At 70.8% G+C, this 25655-nt stretch carries 22 protein-coding genes, 1 tRNA gene and 4 pseudogenes; 16 read left to right on the forward strand and 11 right to left on the reverse strand.

Annotation, left to right across the window (positions count from 1 at the left end):
• Nucleotides 1–56: 56 nt before the first annotated feature.
• Both QPK52_RS04620 and QPK52_RS04625 read left to right on the forward strand, forming a co-directional pair.
• Nucleotides 57–1667, forward strand: a pseudogene (locus QPK52_RS04620) (DUF262 domain-containing protein); the annotation flags it as partial.
• Nucleotides 1653–2642 (forward strand): MGMT family protein, encoded by a 990-nt coding sequence (locus tag QPK52_RS04625; RefSeq protein ID WP_410540200.1) that lies wholly within the window; start codon nt 1653–1655, stop codon nt 2640–2642. The pseudogene QPK52_RS04620 and the gene QPK52_RS04625, both read left to right, overlap by 15 nt.
• Before the next feature lie 75 nt (nt 2643–2717).
• Here the strand turns inward: QPK52_RS04625 and QPK52_RS04630 are convergent, their stop codons facing one another.
• The 4 genes from QPK52_RS04630 to QPK52_RS04645 all read right to left on the reverse strand — a co-directional run bounded on the left by QPK52_RS04630 (nt 2718) and on the right by QPK52_RS04645 (nt 4553).
• Nucleotides 2718–3836: a methyltransferase domain-containing protein gene (locus QPK52_RS04630; protein WP_410540202.1), complete on the reverse strand. Its 1119-nt coding sequence runs from the start codon at nt 3834–3836 to the stop codon at nt 2718–2720.
• A gap of 107 nt (nt 3837–3943) precedes the next feature.
• Nucleotides 3944–4102: a hypothetical protein gene (locus tag QPK52_RS04635; RefSeq protein WP_177213898.1), complete on the reverse strand. Its 159-nt coding sequence runs from the start codon at nt 4100–4102 to the stop codon at nt 3944–3946.
• A 56-nt stretch (nt 4103–4158) separates the two neighbouring features.
• The gene (locus tag QPK52_RS04640; RefSeq protein WP_093656220.1) at nt 4159–4353 is read right to left on the reverse strand and encodes a hypothetical protein; all 195 of its coding nucleotides are present in this window, start codon (nt 4351–4353) and stop codon (nt 4159–4161) included.
• Nucleotides 4350–4553: a hypothetical protein gene (locus tag QPK52_RS04645; protein WP_093656222.1), complete on the reverse strand. Its 204-nt coding sequence runs from the start codon at nt 4551–4553 to the stop codon at nt 4350–4352. The genes QPK52_RS04640 and QPK52_RS04645 overlap by 4 nt, the downstream gene beginning before the upstream one ends.
• 125 nt (nt 4554–4678) lie before the next feature.
• Here QPK52_RS04645 and QPK52_RS04650 point away from each other — a divergent pair, with 125 nt between their 5' ends.
• Nucleotides 4679–5506 (forward strand): helix-turn-helix domain-containing protein, encoded by an 828-nt coding sequence (locus tag QPK52_RS04650; protein ID WP_410535738.1) that lies wholly within the window; start codon nt 4679–4681, stop codon nt 5504–5506.
• On the forward strand, nt 5503–5703 hold the full coding sequence (locus QPK52_RS04655) for a DUF397 domain-containing protein (protein ID WP_410535740.1): 201 nt from the start codon (nt 5503–5505) through the stop codon (nt 5701–5703). The genes QPK52_RS04650 and QPK52_RS04655 overlap by 4 nt, the downstream gene beginning before the upstream one ends.
• Nucleotides 5704–5844: 141 nt before the next feature.
• Here the strand turns inward: QPK52_RS04655 and QPK52_RS04660 are convergent, their stop codons facing one another.
• Entirely contained in the window at nt 5845–6414 is a 570-nt protein-coding gene (locus tag QPK52_RS04660; protein ID WP_410535742.1) for a DinB family protein, read from the reverse strand.
• A 108-nt stretch (nt 6415–6522) separates the two neighbouring features.
• Nucleotides 6523–7269: a restriction endonuclease gene (locus QPK52_RS04665; protein WP_410535744.1), complete on the reverse strand. Its 747-nt coding sequence runs from the start codon at nt 7267–7269 to the stop codon at nt 6523–6525.
• A 90-nt stretch (nt 7270–7359) separates the two neighbouring features.
• Here QPK52_RS04665 and QPK52_RS04670 point away from each other — a divergent pair, with 90 nt between their 5' ends.
• The gene (locus QPK52_RS04670) at nt 7360–7500 is read left to right on the forward strand and encodes a hypothetical protein (protein ID WP_410535746.1); all 141 of its coding nucleotides are present in this window, start codon (nt 7360–7362) and stop codon (nt 7498–7500) included.
• Nucleotides 7501–7815: 315 nt separating this feature from the next.
• Nucleotides 7816–8295, forward strand: coding sequence for a hypothetical protein (locus QPK52_RS04675; protein ID WP_410535748.1), 480 nt, complete (start codon nt 7816–7818; stop codon nt 8293–8295).
• Nucleotides 8296–9293: 998 nt separating this feature from the next.
• Here the strand turns inward: QPK52_RS04675 and QPK52_RS04680 are convergent.
• Nucleotides 9294–10095: pseudogene (locus QPK52_RS04680) on the reverse strand (transposase); the annotation flags it as partial.
• 1541 nt (nt 10096–11636) lie between these two features.
• Nucleotides 11637–12269: pseudogene (locus QPK52_RS04685) on the reverse strand (RHS repeat-associated core domain-containing protein); the annotation flags it as partial.
• A 578-nt stretch (nt 12270–12847) separates the two neighbouring features.
• Here QPK52_RS04685 and QPK52_RS04690 point away from each other — a divergent pair.
• Nucleotides 12848–13180 (forward strand): hypothetical protein, encoded by a 333-nt coding sequence (locus QPK52_RS04690; protein ID WP_410535750.1) that lies wholly within the window; start codon nt 12848–12850, stop codon nt 13178–13180.
• Here QPK52_RS04690 and QPK52_RS04695 read toward each other — a convergent pair.
• Nucleotides 13162–13246 (reverse strand) — tRNA-Leu (locus tag QPK52_RS04695). The two genes, QPK52_RS04690 and QPK52_RS04695, sit on opposite strands and share 19 nt — an antisense overlap.
• 286 nt (nt 13247–13532) lie before the next feature.
• On the opposite strand from QPK52_RS04695, the gene fdhD reads away from it, so the two are divergent.
• From fdhD to QPK52_RS04730, 7 genes are all read left to right on the forward strand, one after another.
• Nucleotides 13533–14453, forward strand: a complete 921-nt coding sequence (gene fdhD, locus QPK52_RS04700; protein ID WP_410535752.1) for a formate dehydrogenase accessory sulfurtransferase FdhD — start codon at nt 13533–13535, stop codon at nt 14451–14453.
• A gap of 232 nt (nt 14454–14685) precedes the next feature.
• A complete protein-coding gene (locus tag QPK52_RS04705; protein WP_410535753.1) occupies nt 14686–16512 on the forward strand; it encodes an AMP-dependent synthetase/ligase in 1827 nt (608 codons plus the stop codon).
• 159 nt (nt 16513–16671) lie between these two features.
• Nucleotides 16672–17499, forward strand: a complete 828-nt coding sequence (locus QPK52_RS04710) for an aldo/keto reductase (RefSeq protein WP_410535755.1) — start codon at nt 16672–16674, stop codon at nt 17497–17499.
• Between the two features lie 55 nt (nt 17500–17554).
• Nucleotides 17555–17848, forward strand: a complete 294-nt coding sequence (locus QPK52_RS04715; RefSeq protein WP_410535756.1) for a hypothetical protein — start codon at nt 17555–17557, stop codon at nt 17846–17848.
• A 113-nt stretch (nt 17849–17961) separates the two neighbouring features.
• Nucleotides 17962–19170, forward strand: a complete 1209-nt coding sequence (locus QPK52_RS04720; RefSeq protein ID WP_410535757.1) for a S1 family peptidase — start codon at nt 17962–17964, stop codon at nt 19168–19170.
• Nucleotides 19171–20057: 887 nt separating this feature from the next.
• Nucleotides 20058–21806, forward strand: a complete 1749-nt coding sequence (locus tag QPK52_RS04725) for a protein kinase domain-containing protein (protein ID WP_410535758.1) — start codon at nt 20058–20060, stop codon at nt 21804–21806.
• A 408-nt stretch (nt 21807–22214) separates the two neighbouring features.
• The gene (locus QPK52_RS04730; RefSeq protein ID WP_410535760.1) at nt 22215–23420 is read left to right on the forward strand and encodes a S1 family peptidase; all 1206 of its coding nucleotides are present in this window, start codon (nt 22215–22217) and stop codon (nt 23418–23420) included.
• Nucleotides 23421–23501: 81 nt separating this feature from the next.
• On the opposite strand, the gene QPK52_RS04735 is transcribed toward QPK52_RS04730, so the two are convergent.
• The gene (locus QPK52_RS04735) at nt 23502–23810 is read right to left on the reverse strand and encodes a 4a-hydroxytetrahydrobiopterin dehydratase (RefSeq protein ID WP_410535761.1); all 309 of its coding nucleotides are present in this window, start codon (nt 23808–23810) and stop codon (nt 23502–23504) included.
• 52 nt (nt 23811–23862) lie between these two features.
• Between QPK52_RS04735 and QPK52_RS04740 the strand changes: the two genes are divergently transcribed.
• Nucleotides 23863–24708, forward strand: coding sequence for a helix-turn-helix domain-containing protein (locus tag QPK52_RS04740; protein WP_410535762.1), 846 nt, complete (start codon nt 23863–23865; stop codon nt 24706–24708).
• 50 nt (nt 24709–24758) lie between these two features.
• Here QPK52_RS04740 and QPK52_RS04745 read toward each other — a convergent pair whose 3' ends face one another.
• Entirely contained in the window at nt 24759–25202 is a 444-nt protein-coding gene (locus tag QPK52_RS04745; protein WP_410535764.1) for a hypothetical protein, read from the reverse strand.
• Nucleotides 25203–25380: 178 nt separating this feature from the next.
• Between QPK52_RS04745 and QPK52_RS04750 the strand changes: the two are divergent.
• Nucleotides 25381–25571 (forward strand): annotated as a pseudogene (locus tag QPK52_RS04750) (TetR/AcrR family transcriptional regulator); the annotation flags it as partial.
• Between the last annotated feature and the right edge of the window lie 84 nt (nt 25572–25655).

Here is a 25655-nt window from a genome sequence, read left to right on the forward strand (position 1 = left end):
CTCGCTGTCGGCAACATGTCCCTCTAACGAACGAGGCGAGGAGACGCATCACCACCATGCAGGCCAAGGAGACCCTTTTCGTCGGGCTCGTGCAGGGACGGACACAACAGTTCCAGGTCCCTCTCTACCAGCGGACGTACTCTTGGACGGAGAAGCAACTGACGCAGTTGTGGCGGGACATCGTCGAGTAGGCCGAACTGCTGGGGGAGGGAGACAGGGCGAGCAAGCACTTCCTCGGCTCTGTCGTACTGGCGCCGTCACCGCAGAACGAGGCGACGTTCCCCCGCTGGCTCGTCGTGGACGGCCAGCAGCGGCTGACCACCCTCTGCCTCGCCCTGGCCGCGATCCGCGACCACATCGCCGGTACCCAGCCGGACGAGGCCGAGCGAATCAACGAGGACTATCTGATCAACAAGCGCAAGAAGGGCGATGACCACTTCCGCCTGCTGCCCACCCAGGCCGACCGGCCGCAGTTCGCCGCCCACATCCACGGCACTCAGGCCGAGCACGCCGCCGGTGACCGCATCGCCGCTGCCTACAGCTTCTTCCGGCGCAAGCTCGTCGAAGCGGCCGATCCCGCGGCTTCCCAGGATGTGTTCCGCATCGAGCAGGCGATCACCTCCCGGCTCACTCTGGTGTCGGTGACCGCCGACCACGGCGACAACGTGCACCGCATCTTCGAGTCGCTCAACAACACCGGGCTCAAGCTCAGCCAAGCGGATCTACTGCGCAACTACCTGTTCATGCGGCTGCCTGAGCGCGGGGAGCACGTCTACGAGACCCACTGGCTGCCGCTGCAGGAGAGCCTGAGCAACGACGAACTCGAACAGCTCATGTGGTTGCAACTGGTACTCGACGGAGACGACCGGGTTCGCCGCCAGGATCTTTACGCCGCCCAGCAGAAGCGCTTCGAGAGCGAGAAGGCGGGTGAGGCGGAGATCGAGGCGTACATCAGGGAACTGCACCGCCGCAGCGCCCACTTCCGCAGGCTGATCCATCCCGGGGAAGAGGCTGACGCGTCGGTCCGCGCCCATCTGCGGCGGCTGGACGCCTGGCAGGCCGTCGTGACCTACCCCGCGCTGATGCTCCTGCTCGACCGACGGGAGCGCGGGGAGATCGACTCCGCCGAGACGGCGCGCGCCATGTCGTACGTCGAGAGTTTTCTGGTGCGCAGGATGATTTGCCGGGTACCGACGAACAACCTCAACCGGATCTTCCAGTCCGTGCCCGCGCAGCTCCCGCTCGACCTGCCGGTGGCCGACGGCCTGCACCAGCTCCTTTCCGCCGAGAACCGGTTCTGGCCCGATGACGACGAGTTGCGCGGGAAGATCCGGACGGCGCCCTTCTACCAGTACGGGCGCTGGGATCAGCGCAAGCTGGTGCTGCAACGGCTGGAGGAGAGCTACGAGCATCCCGAGCCGGTCGATTTCGCCGCCGCGCAGTTGACCATCGAGCACGTGATGCCGCAGTCGCCCGGCGACGAGTGGCTGCGGATGCTGGCCGATGATGCGGCCGATGAGGAAAGCCCGGAGGAGCTGCACGCGAGGCTGCACCATACGCTCGGGAACCTGACCCTGACGGCTGTGAACGCGGAACTCTCCAACCGTCCCTTCGAACGCAAACAGGACCTGCTGCGGGGCAGCCATCTGGAGATGAACCGCCGCATCGCCGCCACCGGACGCTGGGGGGCGAAGGAAATCCTGGCCCGAGCCGACGAACTCGCCGAACGCGCGATCGCGCTGTGGCCGGCCCCGTTGCAGGGCGTCGGCCGCGCGGAGCGCAGCCGCGACTGGAATCTCGCCCACCAAGTCCTCGCCGCGCTCCCGCACGGCACCTGGACGTCCTACGGCGATCTGGCCGCGTTTCTCGGCTCCGGCGCCCAGGCCGTAGGCAACCACCTGGCCAACACTCCCGGCGTGGTCAACGCGTACCGGGTGCTCAACGCCGACGGCAAGGTCTCCGACAAGTTCCGCTGGACCTCACAAGACGAGAGCGGCGAAGTCCAGTCCCGGCTGATCGCCGACGGCATCCACTTCACCGCCAGCGGCGCCGCCGACCCGGCCCAACGGCTCACCTCCGACGATCTCGCCCTCCTGCTCTCCGGCACCGAGGGCCGGGAGGAAGAGGAGGAGACGGGAGGCGGCGAAGCCGTGCGGCACCCCACCGAGAACCGGGGCGGGGAGACCCGCGCCGAGCGGTTCGCCCGCCAACTCGCGGCGAACGACACCCCCGAGACCGTCACCGCCGTGCGCTCGGTGCTCGCCCGCTGGGAGGAACTGGGCGGCTGGGTCGGCCACGGCTCAGGGCGCGTCACCACCAGCGCATTTCTCATGCTGGGTGAGCAGGGCAATCCCGGCTATGGTGTCTGGCCGATGACGCTCTACCCGGGCGGCGGGCGCGGCGGTACGGCGGAAGTGGTTTTCCAACACCTCGCGTCACGCGAGCCGTTCACCGACCGGGCACTGCGCGCCGAGTTCCTCAAGCGCCTCAACGAGTTGGAGGGCGTCGACATCCCTGAAGGCAAGTTGGAACTGCGGCCCAGTTTCCGGCTCGCGGTACTGGAGGACGACCACAACCGCGAATTGCTCTGCGAGACACTAGCCTGGTTCCGTCAGTGCTGGGAGAACAGGGAAGCGGTCTGAAGACCTCGCCGGAGGTTGCCCCAGGAGCCGCCCACCCGTCCGCCGGGGAGCGGACGAGCGGACGGCTCGCTCCGTTCACACCGGCCAGGAGTCGGCCGGGTCGTCCAGCCAGGCCCGCTGCCCCTGCGGCGTGACGGTCAGGCCGAACCGCTCGTACCCCGGCCTGCCCCGCTCCCGCCACCAGCGGTGGGCGGCCTCGACCTCGTCCCACAACCGGCGGGGCCCGGACTGCCACACGCGCGCAGCCCCTCCGTCGCGGAACATCACGCAGGCCCAGGAGCGGTCGGTCAGCCCGTACCACCACACCGGCCGGGCCCCGTCCCGCTTGTCGGCGACGACGCACCGGCAGTCCGGCACCCGGAGCCCGAGCGCGAAGTGTCCCGGCTCGAACCGCTCCCCGGCGAACTCTCCCTCCGGCAGCGCGGTGGACGACTCCTCGCCGTCGGCCACGCCGCCCGTGACGTACTCGGAGTGGGCCGGGGACGGCGGACGCTGGGAGCGCAGCTTCATGAACTCCACCGGCCCGGTGAAGAAACCCGACGCGCTCTCCCCGTCGCGGGAGACGGTCAGCCGGGCGACCGCGTCGCCGTTGCCGTAGTGCGTCCCCCACGGGGCGACGACCAGGCCGCCGGGACGGCACTGCTCCACCCAGGCGTACGGGACGGACCGCAGCCCGCACGTGGCGATGATCCGGTCGTAGGGCGCACCGTCGGAAAAGCCCCGCGAGCCGTCGCCGTGGACGACGCGGACGGGCAGGCCGAAGATCTCCAGCGCCCTGCGCGCGGCGGCGGCCACCGCCTCGTCCACCTCCACCGTCACCACGTTCACCGTGCCGAGGCGGTGGGCCAGGAGCGCCGCGTTCCAGCCCGTGCCCGCGCCGATCTCCAGCACCCGGTGGCCCGGCCGCACCTCCAGGTCCCGGAGCATCCGGAAGACCACGGACGGCATGGACGCCGAGGAGGTGGGCTCCCGCCCCGGCGCCGTGCCGGTGTGCCGGCCGTCGTCCCACTGGATGACGACGGGTACGTCGGCGTCGGCGTACCGGGCCCAGGCGTCCGGGTCCTGTGCCATCGACACGGCGACGCTGCGGCCCGCTTCCATGTCGTAGGGCCAGATCAGCTCCGGCAGGAACGCCGGCCTGGGCACGGCCGCGAAGGCGGGCGCCCAGTCCGAGGAGAGGACGCCGCCCGCCATGAGGGAGCGTGCCAACTCCAGGCGGCCGGGTCGCTGCCCGGCCGTGCCGGTGCTTTCCGCGTCCCCCGCGCTCTGCGCGCTCTCCGCGTTTTCGGTGTGCTCGGTGCTCATCGGCCGGTGACCGCCTTGGGCGGATTGGGGACGCCGGGGCCGCCATCCGGAGTGGGCGGCTGGTGCGGGCCGGGGTACGGCTCCCCCGGCAGCTTGTCGCCGCCGCCGTCGGCACCGATGGCGGCATGGCCGTTGTGCTGCGTCCGGTTCGTCATGTTCCCTCTCCTCGCTGTCATGTGTTTCCGGACCCGGCCCCGAACGAGGCCGGGGTCTATCGGGCAGGGGCGCGGTCCCGTTGCCGCAGGGCCTCCCACACCAGGGCGTTGAGCTTCCGGACGCAGTCCTCGCAGGCGTACAGCTCGGCCTGCTGCCCCTCGGTTTGCACCGGCCCGAGCCACACCACCGGCACCTGCGGCCGGAGGCAGTAGAGCCAGCACCGCCCGGTGGTCCAGGTGCGGGGCCTCACCGGCAGCGCTGCTCGCTGTGCCGGTTCGCCGCCCGCACCCCCGCGCTCAACTGCTCCTCGGGCGTGGGCAGGCGGGTGTTCTCCGGCAGGCACTCCCACTCCCGGCCTCCGCCGGGCGGGCGGAGGAAGTACCGCCCGCCGCTCCTGCCCATCAGCTCGCCGATCCGGTCGCGCGTGGTGTCCACGAGGTACGTCGCCATGCCTGCTCCTGTGCTGTGTGCGGTGGCTTTCCGTATCCACCCACTCACAGATTGCTGCCGCGGCGGTACGCTCAACAGGGCTTCCAGCTCTCCAGAGAGAGCTGGAGAGAAGGGGTGTTGAGCACATGCGACGCGGCGGCGGGATCGACCGTCCTTACTCGCCACAGGAGTTCTACGGTGCGGAGCTTCAGCGCAAGCGCGAGAACAAGGGCCTCACGCAGGCCCAACTCGGCGAGATGGTCGTCATCTCGCCGCAGATGATCGCCCACTTCGAGGCCGGCAGGCGCAAGCCCCGGCCGGAGGACGCCTGCCGGATCGACCAGGCACTGGGCACGGACGGCTTCTTCGAACGCATGCGCCGCTCACTGGACGAGGGGCGCTTCGCCGATCACTTCGCGGCTGCCGCCGAGATGGAGAAGCTGGCCTGCGTGATCAAGACCTACGGAGCGTCGCTCGTCCCCGGCATCCTCCAGACCGAGGCGTACGCGCGGGCCGTCTTCCGTGCTGGTACCCCGGTCTATACACACAAGGATGTAGAGCGACGGGTCGCCAACCGGATGGAGCGTGCCCGCATCCTCGACGACCCCAACTCCCCGGTTCTGTGGACCCTGCTGGACGAGTCGATCCTCCGGCGTCCCATCGGCGGACGCGGCGTGATCGCGGAGCAGTTGGAGCACGTCGCCGAGATGGGGCGCAGCGGACGGGTACGGGTCCATGTGCTCCCCTTCTCCGCAGGTGCGCACGCACTGCTGGAGAGCATGGTCACCCTTATGCGGTTCACCGACGCCCCTCCTGTGGCCTACGTTGAAGGCCTGCGCACCGGGCGTGTCATGGATGACCCGGACATGGTCGAGGCCTGCCAGTCGGCCTACGACCTCGCCCTGGGCGATGCCTTGTCGTCGGAGGAGTCACTGGCCCTGCTAGAGGCCGTGTCGGAGGAGTACAAGCGATGATCAACGAGCACAGCCTGATCTGGCGCAAGTCCAGCTACAGCGGGGCGAGCAACGGCGACTGCGTCGAGGTCGCCGACGGGCTTCCCGGCGCGGTCCCCGTACGGGACAGCAAGAACCCCGGCGGCCCGGCACTGGTCTTCCCCGGGCGGGCGTGGGACGCCTTCGTGGAAGGGATAAAGGGGCGCGCGCGTCTCTGACTCCTGAGCCGCCGGCGGAGCGAGCACCTCGGCTAGGGCAGACGGGTTCGATTCCCACCCGCCCTGGCCGTCGGTGTCCGGCAGCCGGGGCGCAGCCCTGTCAACCGCACCGGGCCGGCCCCCCGCCGCCATCGGCCTGCGTCACTGGCCCACCCGCCCGTCGACGCACTCGCGCAGCAGGTCCGCGTGCCCGCAGTGGCGGGCGTACTCCTCGATCCTGTGCACCATCAGCTCCCGGACCGCGATCTCGTCCTTGCCCACGCGCTCGCCCAGGTCCGGGTGCTGGGCCAGCGCGGCGTCGGTGGCTGCCTGTTCGCGCTCCAGGTCGGCGTACGCGGCGTCGACCACGGCCTGGTCGGCGACGGCTCCGTCGAAGTCCGCGTCCTTCTCGCCGTACAGCTTCGGCAGCGGCTCGCCGTCACCGATCCAGTTGCGCCAGTCCCGTTCCACCTCGGCGAGGTGCCGGAGCAGACCGAGCAGCGACATCGTCGACGGCGGGACCGAGCGGCGGGCCAGTTGCTCGGCGTCCAGGCCCTCGCACTTCATCCGCAGGGTGGTGCGGTAATCCTCCAGGAACTCCCGCAGTGTCGCGAGTTCACCTTCCGGGCCGGGGCCTTCTCTGTCGCGGGGGTCGTCGTCCGGGTCGGCCCACATGTCGGGGTGGACGGTCGCCTGGGTCCATCGCGCGGGTTGGTCGCTCATGCTCCCCATGCTCGTCCGTGACGGCCCGTGCCCGCCACCGAGTTCTCTCCGGGGCGGCGCCGCCGTGGTCTTCCGGACCGGGACGCCGACGTCGCCCCGCCGCCGACCGCTCCCGCTCTACGCCCCGTAGGTCTTCCTCCAGCGTGCGCGGTGTTCCCGGTCGCCCTGACCCGCGCCGTTGACACCGGCCAGGGCGGGCAGGGAGGTGCCGTTGTTCCACAGGCCCAGGTGATCGCGGTGCACGGCGAGGATGCCGTGTTCCACTGCCAGCGCCTGGGAGGGCCCGCTGAAGCGCGAGGTCGTCACGAAGACGGCCACATCGGCCCCGAAGTGCACCTTCGCTCCCATCAGGTCGCGCATCTCGCGGCTGGCGACGGTGCGGGTCGGCGCGTACCGCTTGCACTGGACGACCATCGTGCGGCCGTCCGGGAGCCGGCCGACCACGTCCGCGCCGTTGTCGTGGGAGCCGCCCACGCGCCGGACCTCGGTGCAGCCGTCCCGGCGGCACAGCCCGGCCACCAGTTCCTCGAACTCGGTGCCGGACATCGCGTCCACCTCGGCCAGCGTCCGGCGTCCGGCGGCCACCGCGTCCGCCCGGCGCCACTCCCGGTCCCCGCCCCGGACGATCCGGTCGGTGCGCCACAGCCACCACACCAGGCCGCCGAGGCTCGCGGCGATCGCGGTCCCCAGGAGGTACGGCCAGACGGCCGACCAGGAGGCGGCGAGCAGGAGCAGCACCGCCGCGCCACCGGCGACCGCCGCCTTCCGCCTGGCGGCCTCGCGTCTGCGCCGCGCCGCCGAGCCGCGTCCGCGACCTCCACGGCCACCACGGCCCCCACCGCCGCCTCCACTACGAGCAGCCATCCCGGCCCCCTCTCCCCCGCGATCCGCGCAGCAGTCTGGACAGCGGGGAGGGCGGGTTGGAAGGGCGCCCCTCGGCCATGGCCGGAAACCGTGCGGCCGCACTCGGCCTCGGGCGAGCCGGGCGACCTGGAGGGCGGGACCGTACGCGTCGAGGTCTGGAGCGCCCCGGGCAACGGCCCGTCCACCGTCCAGGTGGGCTCGGGCTCCGTCCTGGCCATCCCCTTCGCCTGACCGCCGACCGCTGACCGGGGCGTCCGGCGGCGCGGCGCGTCCCTCGCGCGCCGCGCCGCCGGACGCCCCGGGTTCCGTCTCTCCGGCCGGCGCCCTGCCCGGACGAGCATGGCGGCGAGGTGGAGCACGGTCCGGGAGGTGAGGGCGAGTCCGCTCACGCCCGGTCGTGGGCTGGGATTGCCGCCGGGGCGGGGCGGCGTCAACATGGGAGCCGGGACGGAGGCGGGGATCACAGGGGAGGGGATGGCGGTGGGAGACGACCGCTCGTGGTGGCGTGCCCTGTCAGGTCGCAAGAAGCAGCGGGAGGAAGGCGCTGTGGACGCCGACGAGCGGGAGCGGTCCTCGGCCGGTGCCTCGGGCTCACCGCTGAACACGGCGCGGGAGCTGATGAGGCGGGGGGCGGAGACCGGCGAACCGCGGGCCATGCTGCTGCACGGCATGTATCTGAGGGACCTGGACGAAGACTACGCCGAGGCGGAGCGCTGGTTACGCGCGGCCCTGGACGGTCGGTCGGCGGGTGCCGCGGGAGAACTGGGCAGGCTGCTGCTGCTCCAGAACCGTGACGAGGAGGCCGAACCACTGCTCAACTCGGCTGTGGAGGCGGGAGACAAGGCAGCCATGGTCCCACTCAGCCTCGTGCTCCTGCGGAACGGCGACCGGGAAGGGGCGCGTGCCGTGGCCTCACGGGCCGCCGACCATGGACGCGAGCACGCACGGGACCTTCTCGCCCGCATCGATGCCGGCTGGGACGGCTGGACAGATGATGCGGAGGATGCCACCGGGCCCGCCGGGTAGGAGTGTCTCTTCGGCAGGTCGCACCGACACCGCCCCGGCGGTGTCGGGACGCTCCGCACACGACCGCGCGAGCACGTTGAGCGCATGGGCGAGACCCGCCTGATGTGTGACGCGAAGGGTCGTGTGGACACGGCGGATCAGCATGCCGGCCGACAGCCGTTCCAGGACTCGCATGAGCGCGTCGAGCCGGGCCGGGTCGTTCTCGTGGTGGCGCAGCGCAGCCCGCGTCCCGGCTCCACCAGGAGAGCCGCCGCCGACCGCGGGCGCCAAGCGCGGTTTCCGCAGGTCGGTCCACGATGTGCCAGGCGAGGGGCGGTCGTCGTCCGGAACCGCCGCCCGTTGGATCACCGGGCCGAACCCCGCCGGGCCGCCACCATGGCCTGGTCGTGGGCACGTAGGCGGACCCTCCCCTCACCCGGACGGCGGGCCCTCGATCCGGTGCCGGACATCGCCGAGACGCTCCACGACGCCGGCGGAAGTACCGTCTGCACCGGAGGATCGAGCGGCGTACGTCCTGCGAGCCCGGACAACACAGAGTGCGGACCGGGATGGACCCCGACCCGCACTCCGTTGCTGGATCGCTCGTGTCCGAGGGGGAATTGGACGGATACCCCACGGGCGGCGCCGCTTACCACCGAACTGGAAGAGGACAGCGAACCTCCCGCTTCAGGGGAAACCTGACGCCCATCGCTCCCATCCCCGACCGTCTTGCGAACTGTTCCAGACTTCAAAGTCATCTCTCGTTGTGCATGCACCGACCGGCGCATGCTGAAGCTGCCCAAGCAGTCTGTTCTCTACCAGCCACCGCGCTGGTCACTCATCGTCTGTGTCATTAACCTCGAAGTTTCGTGACGGGCCGCCGACGGAGTCGGTGGCCCGTTTTCGTGCCGTGCGCTGAGGGTGGGCAGGCCGAGGGCCCGAGTGTCGTCTCGGGGTGGCGCCGGGTTCCACTGCTCCGGGTGGTGAAGGGCTGCCGTAGGGATGGGTGAATCCGCTGGTCAGACGGAGTTCGGCAGGAGTGCGAGCCGTTCGAGTGCGGCGGTGATGTAGCCGGTCCAGGGCCAGTGCCGGGCCAGGAGGAGGATCCGCCGGCGGCCGGTGGTGACGAGTTGTCCGGCCGCGGTGAACAGGCGCAGCCGCAGGCAGCGGGGCTCCCAGAGCCTGGCCTTGCCGGTGAGCGCGAGCATGAGCATCCTCCCCCAGACTTCGTCCGGGGATACCCCCAGCCAGCAGGTCGAGGGCGAGCTGCACGATCTCCAGCCAGATCTTGTTCTGGACTGTGGTGTGGAGGGGCAGGTTACGCAGGCCGGTGGCCCGGATCCGGTCCTCCACCCGGGCCCGTAGCCGGTGACGGAGCTCGAGCTCGGCGATCGGCCGGCCGACGGTGTTGGTCGCGAAGCACGTGATCCGCATGCCGTCCGCATCCGTAATTCTCAACTGGGCGCCGGGATGAGGCCGTTCCTTTCGGACGATCAGTCGCATGCCCGTGGGCCAGCCGTCCTGCAGCTTGCCGGTGAGCTCGGCGACCCAGGCCCTGCCACGGACCTCACCATTGGTCTCGACGGCCGCCGTACAGGCCGAGGCGGGGACCTTCAGCACGTGTTCGTGGATCGCCTCGGTGACCGTCATGCCGACCGAGTAGGACAGCCATCGTCCTCACCTGGCGAGCCAGGGCACGAAGCCGTGGGTGCCGCCGGCGGAGTCCGTGCGGATCAGCGTCTGCCGCCCGCGCCGGTAGGTCTTCGGCAGTTGGGCCAGGGCGAGCTGGGCGGTGGTGATGTGGTCGGCTGCCGTACCGGACTGCCTGGACTCAGGGACAGAACGCGTGATGGTCCGCCGACTCCGTCGGCGGACCATCACGAAAGATCGAGGCTAGACCGAAAGGCACTGAGGAAACTTCACTGAGTCAATCCTCATCAGATCGACCATCCTGATGATTTTGCGTCGAATTATTCAATAGGCAAGCCCTTCATGTTTCAATAACCAGAAGGCGAGCAGAGATCCTCCGAGTGACACGGCGAGCAAGGTCGACTCCCAAGCGCCTGACACGAGAACCCCTTAATTAAGACCTACTCCGCACCCTCACGGATGGTGACGTCAAATTCAACTGCATCGAATTCCATCGCCCCCGGCCCATCACTACAGAAGAATTTATAACGGCTGCGACTGCGGGTTTCACAAACGAGCCCCGCACTACCAAGCCATGCCTCCCTTTCACCGAATCGACCACGCCAACAATTCCACACAGAAAGACCGACTCCCCCTCTTCCAGTGACCCGAAAATCAAGTTCCCTAGGAGCTGAATCCATCCAGAGGGCAATTCCGGAGTGACGCACGCTGTTAACCTCCAACTCGCCTCCCTTGACTTCCAGACAAATTCCCTGCACTGGTTCACGCTTAAAGCTCCGAACGAAAATAGACCCAGAACCCTCCCCCTCTTCAATTGGAATTTCGTACGCCATTCGAACGGTTCGCCCGCCGACATTGACAGGCTTCCCCTCCGATGCGCGAAACAATTCATCCAATCGGGGGAAATCTCCCTCGCTCATCATTACCTCTTTTTCAGTTGGCGGTATGGGTCAAAGAGTGCATGTTCATCGGGCCAACGCAGCGTCGACAGCATTCCGCCATCTCGGTTCGGTATCAGCTCGTGGTTCAACTCCATAGACTCCTTGGCGCCGTCTGGTGTCATACGCTGCGGAGCTGAACCACGCTTATACGAGCACGTTTGCTGCTTCCCACTGATCCGCTGCATCCGGCTCTGCAGCCTCATTCTTCCAGAACCGATTCAGCATGGTCGAGAGCGTTGGAGGCTTTCCGTTTCTACCAGGGAGAGAGTGGTCATCACCGACACGCCACCTCTTGCGTGATCCTGCACCCCTTGCGCCAGCCCCGGCTATACCCGCCCCTGCAACAGGGCCAGCCGTGATGCCTCCGCCATCATGCCCCACTAGGGATTCAACAAATCCAGGGGGAGCATGAAAGAGTTCAAAAGCAAAGAAAGCGCGCCGCTCTTCAGTGCACTCCAGTACGGCATAACAAACATCAGTCCCCGCTATAGCAGTACGCTGGATAGGGGCTAGACCAGCGTAAGCGTGACCTACCGAGATAGCCTTGCAAGCACGACTGAAAGCCTACTCGAAACCATCCGGTTCGGGACCAGGAATTTGCAGGGTTTCGAACCAAGTCACACCAGCACTAGAGAAGGAGTTTCCGCCGCCGCAATTGCTGTTGCATGGGTGGTTTCTTGTGGGGGCTGGTGCGTTCCCGAGGGTTTTTCCGTTCCCGCCATGGTGGGGAGGCTCGGGCATAGGGTCACCGTCGTCGGGACATGCCTATCTGCCTCCGCCGCAGTCAAGTCCGAGTCCGGTGGGGTCGGTGAAGGTGAGGGGGTTGTTGATGCTGTAGCTGTAGCCGTTGAGGGTTTGGGCCTTGTCGGTTTCCAGGAGGGGGTCGGCGCTGATGAACTGGCCGATGGTCGGGTCGTACTGGCGGGCGCCGATGTGGGTGAGGCCGGTAGTGGCGTCGTCGGTTTTGCCGAGGAACCCCTTGTCGTCGGGCCAGGTGCCGCCGGTGGGGGTGCCGCGTTCGGCCCCGAAGGGGGAGGTGTAGCGCTTGGTGAATTTCTGGGTGCCAGGTGTGATGGCCAGGCTGGAGGTGTTGTGGTGGTCGCTGACGAGGTAGGTGAGTTTGTTGGTGCCGGAGGCGTTGGTACGGATGGCGACGGTCAGGTCACCGGCTGCGTAATGGCGCTGGGCCCAGGTGGTGCCGTCAGCGCGGAGGTGGAGTTCGGTGGCGCCGGCGTACAGCACCCGCTCGCCGTCCTCGGTGTCGCGGATGAGGAGGGTGCCGTCGGCGTCGTAGAGGTAGTCGGTGGAGGTGGTGTCCTCGGTGAGCTGGGTAAGCCGGCCTTCGCCGGACCAGGTGAGGTCCTGAGCGACGGTCCTGCCGGGGCGGGTGCGGGTGGTGCCGGTCAGGATTCGGGGTCGAGAGCCATCCACGACATCTCCCTCGGCTACACCACCTCGATGCGATGGAACCACCCAGGACAAGTGGATCATCCCCAAGCGGATCGTCCACACCCCGCTCATCGACGACGACACCTTCGCCCGGGTCCAAGAGTCCTGGGCACCCGGGCCCGCACCGGCACCGCTCACGTCGTTCACCGCACCCGCAACCCGTACCTTTTCCGCGACCGCATCGTCTGCGAGGCGTGCACGCGACGGATGCAGGCTCAGTGGTCTCACGGCGACGCCTACTATCGTTGCCGTTTCCCCGAGCAGTAAGCGCTGGCCAACCGCGTGGCCCACCCGCGCAACGTCTATCTGCGCGAGAAGTGGGTCCCCCCCGCTCGACGACTGGCTGACCAGAGTGTTCCAGCCTCATCGTCTGGACGGGACCATCGATCTGATGGCCTCCGCCGAAGCCCCCCCCCGCCCGCGCCCGCGCCGAGGTCGCCGCCGCGGAAGCGGCCCGCGCTCGGATCGCCTAGTGCGACTCGAAGCTCACCCGGTACCGCACCGCGCTGGAGGCGGGGGCCGACCCCGTCGTGGTGGCCCGGTGGATCACCGAGGCCCAGGCTGAACGCGCACGCGCCGAATCCCAGCTGCACACGGCCACCCAGGGCACCGGCACTCGCATGTCCCGCGACGACATCGCCGCCCTGGTCCACTCCGTCAGTGATCTCGCCGCTGCCGTCCGTCAGGCCGACCCCGAGGACAAGGCCGAGCTCTACCGCCGCCTCGGGCTTCAGCTCGCCTACGCCCCCTGCCGGCAGACCGTACGGGTGACGATCAGTCCCGTACCCGGCGTCCTTCGAAAGCAGAAACCCCGCGGGCTCGACGAGGCCACGGGGTTTTCGATGTGTGTCCGAGGGGGGACTTGAACCCCCACGCCCGATAAAGGGCACTAGCACCTCAAGCTAGCGCGTCTGCCATTCCGCCACCCGGACCGGTGTGCGACCAGCGGCCTCACGGCCGCGGCGACGGGGAACACCATACCAAGTTTTCACGGCGCCTCTCACATGCATAAGCCGTGGTCCGGTGGGGTGCCGGGGCGGCCGGGCCAGGGTCGTCGGAGCCGGGTCCGGCAGCCCGGCGGCCCGCGCCCCGCTTACGGACGTGGACGGCCGGGCGGCGGGTGAGGGTACGGCGGAAGCGGTGCGGCAGCACAATGGGAACGGCCGCGGCGGAGGGCGCCGCGGCCGTGAAGCGTCGACCGAGGCAGGACTGATTTCCATGGGCCGAGTCACCGAACGCCGCCGTGTCGTCCGCCTGCGCGACGGCGTGGTGAGCGAGCGCCCGGACACCCTGGTGGCCGAGGAGCCGCTGGAGATCCGCCTGAACGGCAAACCGCTGGCGATCACCATGCGCACGCCCGGCGACGACTTCGCCCTGGCCGCGGGCTTCCTGGTCAGCGAGGGCGTGCTGGGGCGCCCGGAGGAGCTGGCGAACATCGTCTACTGCGCCGGCGCCACCGAGCAGGCCGACGGCACCACCCGCAACAGCTACAACGTCGTCGACGTGCGCCTGGCCCCCGGCGTGCCAATCCCCGACATCACCCTGGAACGCAACGTCTACACCACCTCCTCGTGCGGGCTGTGCGGCAAGGCCAGCCTGGACGCGGTACGCACCACCGCCCGCTGGCCCATCGGCGGCGGGCACGAGGACGGTGACGGGGACGGGAGCGGGGAGGGCGGGGGCTTCCCTCCGCTGGAGCCGGAGGTGCTCGCCGCGCTGCCCGACCGGCTGCGCGCCGCCCAGCGGGTGTTCGACCGCACCGGCGGCCTGCACGCGGCCGCCCTGTTCTCCCCGGAGGGGGAGCTGCTGGACCTGCGCGAGGACGTCGGCCGCCACAACGCCGTCGACAAGCTCGTCGGACGCGCCCTGACCCGGGGGGACCTGCCGCTGTCGCGCACCGTGCTGCTGGTCTCGGGGCGCGCCTCGTTCGAGCTGGCGCAGAAGGCGGTGATGGCCGGGGTGCCCGTACTGGCGGCCGTCTCCGCGCCGTCCTCCCTGGCCGTCGACCTGGCCGCCGAGACGGGGCTGACCCTGGTCGGCTTCCTGCGGGGGGCGTCGATGAACGTCTACGCCGGTGAACACCGCGTCGCGCTCGGTGTGTCCGGCGCGCCCGGCGCGCCCGGCGCGCGGCGTGCCTGAGGGCGGCGAAACCGGCGCGCCCGTGGGCACGTCCCACCGGAGAGGAGGGGGCACCGCACGGGAGATTCGGTGGAGAGGGCCGGGATGAACGGTGACGGCCCGGCACGGACTTCCCGAAACGACCGCATTCACACCGTCAGGCCGTATCACATCCCTTCCCGGGCGGCCCGCGCATCCGATACGGTCGGCCCGCTGTGAGTCCCCCACGCCACAGCGCGACGAGGAGCGGCACGTGCGCGAGTTCACCGTCCCGGCCCTGGCGACGGAGCCTCAGATCGGAGGGCTGGCCGACACCGTCTTCGACCGCGCCGACGCCGACCCGCGCCAGGTGGTGATGGCGCGCAAGGACGCCTCCGGCGCCTGGCGGGACGTGACCGCCGCGGAGTTCCGCGACCAGGTGCTGGCACTGGCCAAGGGGCTGCTCGCCGAGGGCGTGCGCTTCGGCGACCGGGTGGCGATCATGTCCCGCACCCGCTACGAGTGGACGCTGTTCGACTTCGCCCTGTGGTCGGTCGGCGCCCAGCCGGTGCCGGTCTACCCCACCTCCTCGGCCGAGCAGGTCCACTGGATGCTGCACGACGCGGAGGTCTCGGCCGCCGTCGTGGAGCACGAGGAGCACGCGATGACCGTCGGCTCGGTCATCGACCGGCTGCCGCGCCTGAAGCGGCTGTGGCAGCTCGACGCCGACGCCGAGGGCGCGCTGGCCGCCGCCGGGGCGCACATCCACGACGACGTGGTGCACCGGCACCGGCTCGCACTGACCCCGGACACCCCCGCCACCGTCCTGTACACCTCCGGCACCACCGGCCGCCCCAAGGGCTGTGTGCTGACCCACGGCAACTTCATGGCCGAGTGCGACAACCTCGTCCGGCGCTACGAGGCCCTCTTCCCCTCCGGGAGCGGAGGGCAGGCATCCACCCTGCTCTTCCTCCCCCTCGCCCATGTCTTCGGGCGGATGATCGAGGTCGGGGCGGTACGCGCCGGGGTCAGGCTCGGCCACCAGCCCAACATGACCGCCGCCGCCCTCCTGCCCGACCTGGAGACCTTCCGTCCCACCTTCCTGCTGGCCGTGCCCTACATCTTCGAGCGGATCTTCCACACCGCGCGGCGCAGGGCCGAGGCGGAGGGGAGGCTGGAGCCGTTCGACAAGGCGGTGGACGTCGCCGTCCGCTACGCCGAGGCGATGGAGGACAGGGCCTTCGGAACCGGGCGCGGCCCCGGCCCGGCCCTGCGGATGCAGCACCGGTTCTTCGACAAGGCCGTCTACTCCCGGCTGCGCGCCGCGCTCGGCGGCCGCTGCCGGTACGCCGTGTCGGGCGGCTCGGCGATGGAGCGGCGCCTGGGGCTGTTCTACGACGGCGCCGGCATCCGCGTCTTCGAGGGGTACGGGCTGACGGAGACCACCGCCGCGGCCACCGCCAACCCGCCCGAGCAGACGCGTTTCGGCACCGTCGGCGTCCCCGTCCCGGGCACCACGGTGCACATCGCCGAGGACGGCGAGGTGTGGCTGCGCGGCGGCCAGGTCTTCGCCGGCTACCTGGGCGACGCCCGCGCCACCGCCGAGGTGCTGCACAACGGCTGGCTGGCCACCGGCGACCTCGGCTCGCTGGACGAGGACGGCTACCTGACGATCACCGGGCGGAAGAAGGACGTGCTGGTGACCTCCGGCGGCAAGACCGTCTCGCCGACGGTCCTGGAGGACCGGGTGCGGGCGCACCCGCTGGTGGCGCAGTGTGTCGTGGTCGGCAACGACCGGCCCTACGTCGCCGCGCTGGTCACCCTCGACGAGGACGCCGTGCACCACTGGCTGACCATGCGCAACAAGCCGCTCCTGGGCCCGGCCGAGCTGGTGCGCGACCCCGATCTGGAGGCCGAGGTCAGACGGGCGGTGGTGGCCGCCAACACCCAGGTCTCCCAGGCCGAGTCGATCCGCACCTTCCGGATACTGGGATCGCGGTTCACCGAGGAGGACGGGCTGCTCACCCCCTCGATGAAGCTGAGGCGCAAGGCCGTGGAGAAGGCCTACGCGGCCGAGATCGACGCCCTCTACCAGCGCTGAGCTGGCCGGACCCGGGGGCGGGCGGGGCGGGTGCCGCGCCGCCGGGCGCGGAGCCGCGCGACGGGGGGAGATGCGGCGAAGCGGGAATGACAACGCTGCCATGATCGTTGGGACCCCGGGTACACGTGTCGCCAACCGACTGACAAGGACCGATCGCTCGTGAGCAACGTCCCCAACATCATCCTCAACAACGGCGTCCGGATGCCGCAGCTCGGCTTCGGCGTGTGGCAGGTGCCGGACGAGGAGGCCGCCGCCACCGTCGGGCACGCGCTCGCCTCGGGCTACCGCAGCATCGACACCGCCGCGATCTACCAGAACGAGAAGGGCACCGGGAAGGCCATCGCCGAGTCCGGGCTGCCGCGCGAAGAGCTCTTCGTGACCACCAAGGTCTGGAACAACGACCAGGGCCGCGACGCCACGCTGCGCGCCTTCGACGCCTCGCTGGAGCGGCTGGGCCTGGACTACGTCGACCTCTACCTCATCCACTGGCCCGCGCCGAAGCAGGACAGGTACGTCGAGACGTGGAAGGCGCTGGAGGAGATCCACGCCGACGGCCGGGCCAAGGCCATCGGCGTGTCCAACTTCAAGCCCACCCACCTGCGGCGGCTGATGGAGGAGACCGAGGTCGTCCCCGCCGTCAACCAGATCGAGCTGCACCCCAACTTCCCGCAGGCCGAGGCCCGTGCCTTCCACGCCGAGCACGGCATCGCCACCGAGGCCTGGTCGCCGCTGGGTCAGGGCAAGGACCTGCTGGACGACCCGGTGATCGCCGAGATCGCCCGCAAGCACGGCCGCACCCCCGCCCAGGTGGTGCTGCGCTGGCACCTCCAGACGGGGAACGTGGTGATCCCCAAGTCCGTCACCCCCTCCCGGATCGAGGAGAACATCGACGTGTTCTCCTTCGTCCTGGACGAGGACGACATGACGGGCGTGTCCACCCTGGACAACGGCACCCGGCTGGGCCCCGACCCCGACGAGATGGGCTGAGCCGGGCCCGGCACCGTACGCGCACGCGCGGCGCGCCCACTGCGGCGCGCCGCGCGTGCGCGCTTCCTCCCCCCGGCCCCACCCGGCGCTGCTGGAGAAGAAGGAGCCGACCGTCTCCGGCTCCGAGGGGTCCTACACGGTCAACGACGCCTCGAAGGTCGCCTGCGGCAACGTGCCGGCCGCCAACGCCACCGTCCGCTCGTCGACACGGCGCCGATGCCCGAGCGACCTCCTGAACCAGGGAGCCGCCCAGGACCCGGTGGGCCCCGGCGTTCCGCCCACCGGACGCCGGGGGCCGCGGTGCGGACGGCGGTGTGACGGTCCGCTGGAGGCTGTGGCCCTTCGGTGAAGGCGGCCCCGTTCCCGGTTCCGCCGCGCCGCGCGGTGGACAGCCTCCAGGTGCGCCGGGCGGCCGACGGCGGCCCGGCGCCCGATCCCCCCACACAAGACGTAGGAGTCCACATGCGGCACAGCCGTGGTGCGTCAGCCGGCTCGGCCCTCGCGATCGGCGCCCTGGTACTGACCGTCCTGCCCGCCGCCGCCGAAGCGGCCGCCCCCTCCCCCACCGGGGTGCCCGCCGCGATCATCGCCGGCGACGCCGGACAGGACGCCGGCCGGTCGCCCGCCGGCGCGTTACCCAGCGGCGCGCTGAAGGCCATGCAGCGCGACCTGGGCATAACCGCCGAGCAGGCCCGCGAGCGCGTCGCGAACGAGTACCGCGCCGGAAAGATCGTCCCCGTCCTCGCCAAGGACCTCGCCGGCGACTTCGCCGGCGCCTGGACCACCGGCGACACCTCCACCCTCGTCGTGGCCACCACCGACCCCGCCCAGGCCCCCGCCATCACCGAGGCCGGCGCCCGGGCGAAGGTCGTCGAGCACACCCTGGCCGGACTCGGCGCCGCCAAGGAGGCCCTGGACCGCGCCGCCCGGCACGACGCCCCCGCCTCCGTCTCCCAGTGGTACGTCGACGTCAGGACCAACTCCGTCGTCGTCCGCGCCTCCGACACCGCCAAGGCACGCGCCTTCGCCGAGGCCGCCGGAGCCGACACCGACCTGGTGCGCGTGGTGAAGTCCGCCGAGAAGCCCCGCCCGTACGCCGAACTGCGCGGCGGCGACGCCTACTACATCAACGACACCAGCCGCTGCTCGGTCGGCTTCGCCGTCACCGACGGCACCCGGCAGGGTTTCGTCACCGCCGGCCACTGCGGCGTCCCCGGCGACACGACCGCCGGGCACGACCGCTCGGCCCAGGGCGTCTTCCAGGGCTCGTCCTTCCCCGGCGACGACTACGGCTGGGTCGCCACCGCGGACGGCTGGACGGTCACCCCGTACGTCAAGGGCTCCGGCGGCGCCGACGTGGCCGTCGCCGGCTCCGCCCAGGCGCCCGTCGGCTCGTCCGTCTGCCGCTCCGGCTCCACCACCGGCTGGCACTGCGGCACCATCGAGCAGCACGACGTCACCGTCCAGTACGGGCAGGGCGACGTGGACGGGCTGACGCGGACCACCGTGTGCGCCGAACCCGGCGACTCCGGCGGCCCGTACATCTCCGGCGACCAGGCCCAGGGCGTCACCTCCGGCGGCTCCGGCAACTGCACCACCGGCGGCACCACCTTCTACCAGCCGGTCGAACCGGTCCTGGAGGCGTACGGCCTCACCCTCGTCACCGGCTAGGACTTGCCCGGTCGGTCATGTGGCTGCCGCGTGGTCGTGTCGTCGATGTGGACATGGGGCGGGGCGATCTGACGGATGTCGAGTGGGGACGGCTGCGGCCGTTCCTGCCGGTCAGCAACAGGCGCTGCGGCAGGTGGAGGGATCACCGGCAGGTGATCGACGGGGTTCTGCACCGGGTGCGGGACCGGCGTTCAGCGGCGTGACCTGCCCGAACGGCTCCGCCCATGGAAGACCGTCTGTGAACGCCACCGCCTGTGGTCGGCCGACGGAACCCGGGAACGCCTGCTCCGGCAGGTCCAGGCCGAGGCCGGCGCGGCCGGGGGGGGATCGACCGGGACGTCTCGGTCGGCTCCACCATCGTGCGGGCGAAACGCCGTGGCAGGGCCTCGTCGTCCGCTTGGTGGAGGTGGCGCAGGAGGTAAGGGCCTGGGCCGCCCGCTGTCCCTGATCGTCACACCGGGACAGCGGGCGGACTGCGCTCAGTTCAAGCCCGTGCCGGAAAGGATTCACGTCCCGCGGATCGGGCCGGGCGGGAAACCTGACAGCCTCGCGGCGGACAAGGCTTACAGCAACGGCCCGGTGCCGCGAGTACCCGCGGCACCGGGCCATCCGGCACACGACTCCGGAGAAGGCCGACAGCCAGACCGCCCGACTGCGCGGAGGGTCGCGCGGCGGACGGCCGCCCGGCTTCGGCGAGGAGCGGTACAAAAAACGCGACACTGTCGAGCGAGCCATCAACCGACTGGAACAACACCGGGCGGTGGCCACTCGCTACGACAAGCGCCACTACGTCTACCCGGGCACCATCGTCGCAGCAGCCCTCGTCACCTGGCTCCGCACGTGATCACCCGAATCGCCCCGGAAGTCGACATGTACATTGTCTCGTCGTGATCGAAAGTGTGGGCGGGCGAGTCGTCGCCGACAGGTACGTACTCGCCGACCGACTGGGCAGCGGCGGGATGGGCACGGTGTGGCGTGCCTGGGACCATCTATTGCAGCGGACGGTGGCCGTCAAGGAGGTCCACGCCGTCGGCGGTGGGTACGAGCAGCAGACGGCGATGCGGCGTGTGCTGTCGGAGGCCCGGGCGATCGCCCGGGTGACGCACGCGCATGTGATCGACATCTACGATCTGGTGGAGTTCGACGGCGGTCTGTGGATCGTCATGGAACTGGTGCCAGGTGGCTCGCTGAGCGAGAGAGTGCGATCGAGCGGGCCCCTGTCACCGGTGGAGACGGCCCGCGTCGGCCTGGAGGTCCTGTCCGCGTTGAACGCGGTCCACGCGGCCGGTGCGCTGCACCGTGACGTGAAACCGGCCAACGTGCTCCTGCGCGCGGACGGCAGCAGCGTGCTCACTGACTTCGGTATCGCCGCCCTGTCCGGTCACACAGGTCTCACCGGCACGGGGGGCGTGGTCGGATCGGCCGAGTACATGGCCCCGGAACGCCTGCGCGATCAACCCGCCGGACCGGCCAGCGATTTGTTCTCCCTCGGCGTCACCCTGTGTTTCCTCGCCTCCGGCCAGACTCCCTTCGCCCGCGCGGACCTCACGGCCACCTCGTTCGCCGTCGCCTTCGAACCGCCCTCCGTCCACGTCCAGGGCCCGCTGGGCGACGTCATCGAGCAGTTGCTGGACAAGGACCCGGCCAAGCGCCCGTCCGGCGCGCACCTCGCGGACGCGCTGCAGTCGATCGTTGACGGCGCTCCCCGAACAGCGCAGGCAACACTGCGGCAGCCGGTGCCGCCCGCACGCGCGAACAGGCGCCGCACGCCGGCCGCAGGGGCGAACCGGCGCCGCACGGCGATCACGGGGATGATCGCCGCGCTGGTGCTCCTCGGCGGAGCGGGCGTGACCGCATACGTCGCCGGAGACGACCCCGGCTCTGGATCGTCCAACCGGCCCGGGCAGACGTCCGCCGGTGCCCATGCAGGCCTGCGTGTGGATGCGGTGATGCCGGTTCCGGGTGTGCGGGGCAGGTTCTGGGTGTTCTCCGGCAGCGAGTACATGGTCGTCGAGACAGGTGCGGACCCGGCGTCGGCGCGGCGGATCAGCGGGCCCGCCCCGATCGCGCAGTGGCGCAAGACGTTCGGCGGGCTGGACCGCTTCACGGACAGGATCGACGCGGTCCTGCCGGTTCCCGGCGACGACCATCGCTTCTGGGTCTTCTCCGGCGACCAGTACCTGCTCGTCCACATCGCGGGCGACCGCTCCGGCAAGGGCCGCCTCCAAGAACCACGCCCCCTCACCGACTGGAGCGACAGCATCGGAGGGGCCCCGGGCTTCTCGCATCGTGTGGATGCGGTGATGCCGGTTCCGGGTGTGCGGGGCAGGTTCTGGGTGTTCTCCGGCAGCGAGTACATGGTCGTCGAGACAGGTGCGGACCCGGCGTCGGCGCGGCGGATCAGCGGGCCCGCCCCGATCGCGCAGTGGCGCAAGACGTTCGGCGGGCTGGACCGCTTCACGGACAGGATCGACGCGGTCCTGCCGGTTCCCGGCGACGACCATCGCTTCTGGGTCTTCTCCGGCGACCAGTACCTGCTCGTCCACATCGCGGGCGACCGCTCCGGCAAGGGCCGCCTCCAAGAACCGCGCCCCCTCACCGACTGGCCGTCAATGAGGCCGTTCCGAACGGAGTGAACCAGCCAGGCTGGACACTTGACCGGAACGCGGCGGTCACAACGTCGCCGACACGGGAGGAAGAACACCCTCCGCGAGTCATCCGGCAGTCACATGGTCGGGCGGGCAGCTCCCAGCCCCCGCGGGCCGGCCGTCCCCGGGCCGCCGTGAGTCCTCCGACGCGAGTTCACCACCAGGAGTTCACCGCCAGGAGTTCACCGCCAGGAGTTCACCGCCACGCGTCCGCCACCGCGGCCCGGTGCAGCACTTGTGATCACGCGTGAAGTTCTTGTGACCACTTTCCCGTGGTGTCCGGTATGCGACACCGGCACACCGCGAAACGTCTAGCTTGACAGGCGCACGCCACCTTCATGAAAAACGGCGTGCCGTTCACCCCCACCCTCTTTTCCCCACAACAGAGGAGAACGAATGCGCCACAGCCGTGGTATCGCGACCGGTGCGGCACTCGCCGCCACCGCACTCGCCCTGACCGCCCTGCCCTCCATCGCCGGCGCGGTCACACCGCCCCCCACCGACACCCCCGCCAAGACCGCCGCCGGGACCGCCCTCACCGCCGAAGCCCTCCGCGCCGCCGAGGAGATGCCCGCCGGCGCGCTGAAGGCCATGCAGCGCGACTTCGGCATAACCGCCGAGCAGGCCCGCGAGCGCGTCGCGAGCGAGTACCGCGCCGGAAAGATCGCCCCCGTCCTCGCCAAGGACCTCGCCGGCGACTTCGCCGGCGCCTGGACCACCGGCGACACCTCCACCCTCGTCGTGGCCACCACCGACCCCGCCCAGGCCCCCGCCATCACCGAGGCCGGCGCCCGGGCGAAGGTCGTCGAGCACACCATGGGCGAGCTCGAGGCCGCCAAGGCCAGACTGGACCGCGCCGCCGAGAAGAACTCCACCACCGCCGCGCCGGTGTGGTACGTCGACGTCAGGACCAACTCCGTCGTCGTCCACGCCTCCGACACCGCCAAGGCCCGCGCCTTCGCCGAGGCCGCCGGAGCCGACAGCGACCTGGTGCGCGTGGTGAAGTCCGCCGAGAAGCCCCGCCCGCTGTACGACCTGCGCGGCGGCGACGCCTACTACATCAACGGCTCCGGCCGCTGCTCGGTCGGCTTCGCCGTCACCAAGGGCAGCCAGCAGGGCTTCGTCACCGCCGGCCACTGCGGCCGTACCGGCAGCTCCACCACCGGCTACAACCGGGCCGCCCAGGGCACCTTCCAGGGCTCGTCCTTCCCCGGCAACGACTACGCCTGGGTCGCGACCAACTCCAACTGGACCGCCACCCCGTACGTCAAGGGCTCCGGCGGCGCCAACGTGACCGTCGCCGGCTCCACCCAGGCCACCGTCGGCGCCTCCATCTGCCGCTCCGGCTCCACCACCGGCTGGCACTGCGGCACCATCCAGCAGCACAACACCAGCGTCACCTACCCCGAGGGCACCATCACCGGCGTGACCCGGACCTCCGTGTGCGCCGAACCCGGCGACTCCGGCGGCTCCTACATCTCCGGCAACCAGGCCCAGGGCGTCACCTCCGGCGGCTCCGGCAACTGCCGCACCGGCGGCACCACCTACCACCAGCCGGTCAACGAGATCCTGTCGGCCTACGGCCTCACCCTCAAGCGGTAACCCTCCGCCGCGGACGAACAAGCGGAGCCGCCGCCCGGCCGACCGGGCGGCGGCTCCCGCCGTACACGTACGGGCCGCGGGCTACGGGCGCGCGCCGTGCGACGGGGCGATCTCCTCGATCCGCCGCGCCAGGCGCACGTCCAGCTCCGTCACCCTCCCGCCCACGCTGTGGGTGTTCACCGACACCCCCACCGCGTCATAGCCCAGCAGCAGATCCGCGTGGTGGTTCATCTCCTCCTGGATCTGCGCGACATGGAGCACCATCGCCGCGGCCGGGAAGTGCCCGGCGAAGGAGTACGTCCTCCTCAGCCGGTCCTCCTCGAACTCCCAGCCGGGCAGATCCGCCAGCGCGGCGTCGATCTCCTGCGAGGTCAGCGGTCGGGGCGCCATGGCACGAATATCTCACTTCCCGTGGACGACCCTCCCAGCCTAGGGTCGCGGCATGGGATCCACTGCGGCCGACACGAGCACGGGGGCGAACAGATCGGCGAACGGGGTGGGGCCCCTGCTGCGGCACTGGCGGGAGCGCGCCGGGCTCAGCCAGCTCGAACTGGCCCTGCGCGCCGACTCCTCCACCAGGCACATCAGCTTCGTCGAGACCGGACGCACCCGGCCCAGCCCTGAGATGGTGCTCCGGCTGGCCGAGCACCTCGGCGTCCCCGTGCGCGAGCGCAACGCGCTGCTGCTGGCCGCCGGACACGCCCCGCACTACCCCGAGACCCCCGTGGACGACCCCTCACTGGCCGCCCTGCGCGAAGGCCTGGAGCGGATGCTGACGGCGTACGAGCCATTCCCCGCCCTGGTGGTCGACGGCCGGTACGAGGTGGTGGCCGCCAACCGCGGTGTCGCCGCCCTGCTGGAGGGCGTGGCCGGACACCTCCTGCGCCCCCCGCTGAACGCCATGCGCCTGACCCTCCACCCCGAAGGCCTGGCCCCGCGCATCCGCAACCTCCCCCAGTGGCGCGGGCATCTGCTGGAGCAGATGAGGCGGCAGCTCGCACCGCTGCGGTCGGCGCCGTTGCGCGAACTGTACGAGGAGGTCGCCGCCTACCCGCTGCCCGGGGCGGACACCGGGCGCACCGAACGGCGCGGCTCCGAGGGCGCCTGCGCCCCGGGCCCCTTCGCCCTGCCGCTGGTGATCGGGCACCGGGGGCACGTCCTGTCGTTCTTCTCCACCATCACCACCTTCAACACGCCCATGGACGTGACCGTCTCCGAGCTGGCGATGGAGACCTTCGTCCCGGCCGACCCGGAGACGGCGGCCCTGCTGCCGGAGCTGCTCGGCTAACCGTCCGGTCCGGGGCCCGCGGGGGCCCGACGGATCCCGGTCGGCGCCGGTCATGACCGGCCGGGGCCGCGGAGCACCGCGCGGAGCGCCAGGTGCTGGGCCACGGCCAGGGCGGCGACCACCGCGGCCTGCAGCGGGATCCACACCCATCCCGCGGCGGACGGCTCCAGCACGCCGAGCGCGAGGACGGCGGCGCCGGCCAGCGCCCACAGCAGGTTCCCCTCCACCACCACCCGCACCCAGGGCGCGGGCGGAACGGGGCGGCTCGCCAGGAGGCCGACCCCCGCGCCGTACAGCAGCAGGAAGGCGCCGGCGCCCAGCAGCAGGCCGTCGCCGACTCCCAGCAGCCTTCCGAGGAGACCGGACAGAGCCAGGTAGGCGACGGCGTTGGCGGCGGTGACCGCCGCGTCCAGGGCGAGGAGCCGGCGCAGCAGGGGCAGCGCGGAGCGGGCGGGGCGGGCGGTGCCGAAGGTCTCCGGCGAGGTAGCGGACATGGCGGATCGGCCTCCGTCGTCTCGGGCGCGGTACGGAACGCTCCGGCCGTACGCATGGGCCGGAGGCCGGGTTCCGGCCGGAGTGCGCCGGCCGGGACCCGGTGCCCCCACCCTGTCGCCGGTCCGCGCGAGGGTCGATTACCGCCGAGGTAATACAAGACGCTTGGCACACTTTTTGGTGGCCCTGCGCGTGCGGGAGGCGCTCGGCCGGCAGCCCCGGCTCGCCGCGGTCTGGGGACGGTACGCGTCAGGCGGCGCCGGTTCCCGGCCGGTCATGGGAGAGGTGCTGCAGGCCCTGCAGGCGTCGGGACCGCCCGACGAGGAGACCCGAATCGCTACCACCGGCTCGCGGTCCTCATCGCCGCGTTGAGGGACATGGCCGCGGTCCTGCCATGCATTCCACGCGGGTGACGGCTCGTCCCATGCCGTGGTGATCTCGGTGTGGGAGGAGGT

Source organism: Streptomyces sp. KL2, from assembly GCF_046529545.1.
GTDB lineage: Bacteria > Actinomycetota > Actinomycetes > Streptomycetales > Streptomycetaceae > Streptomyces > Streptomyces radiopugnans.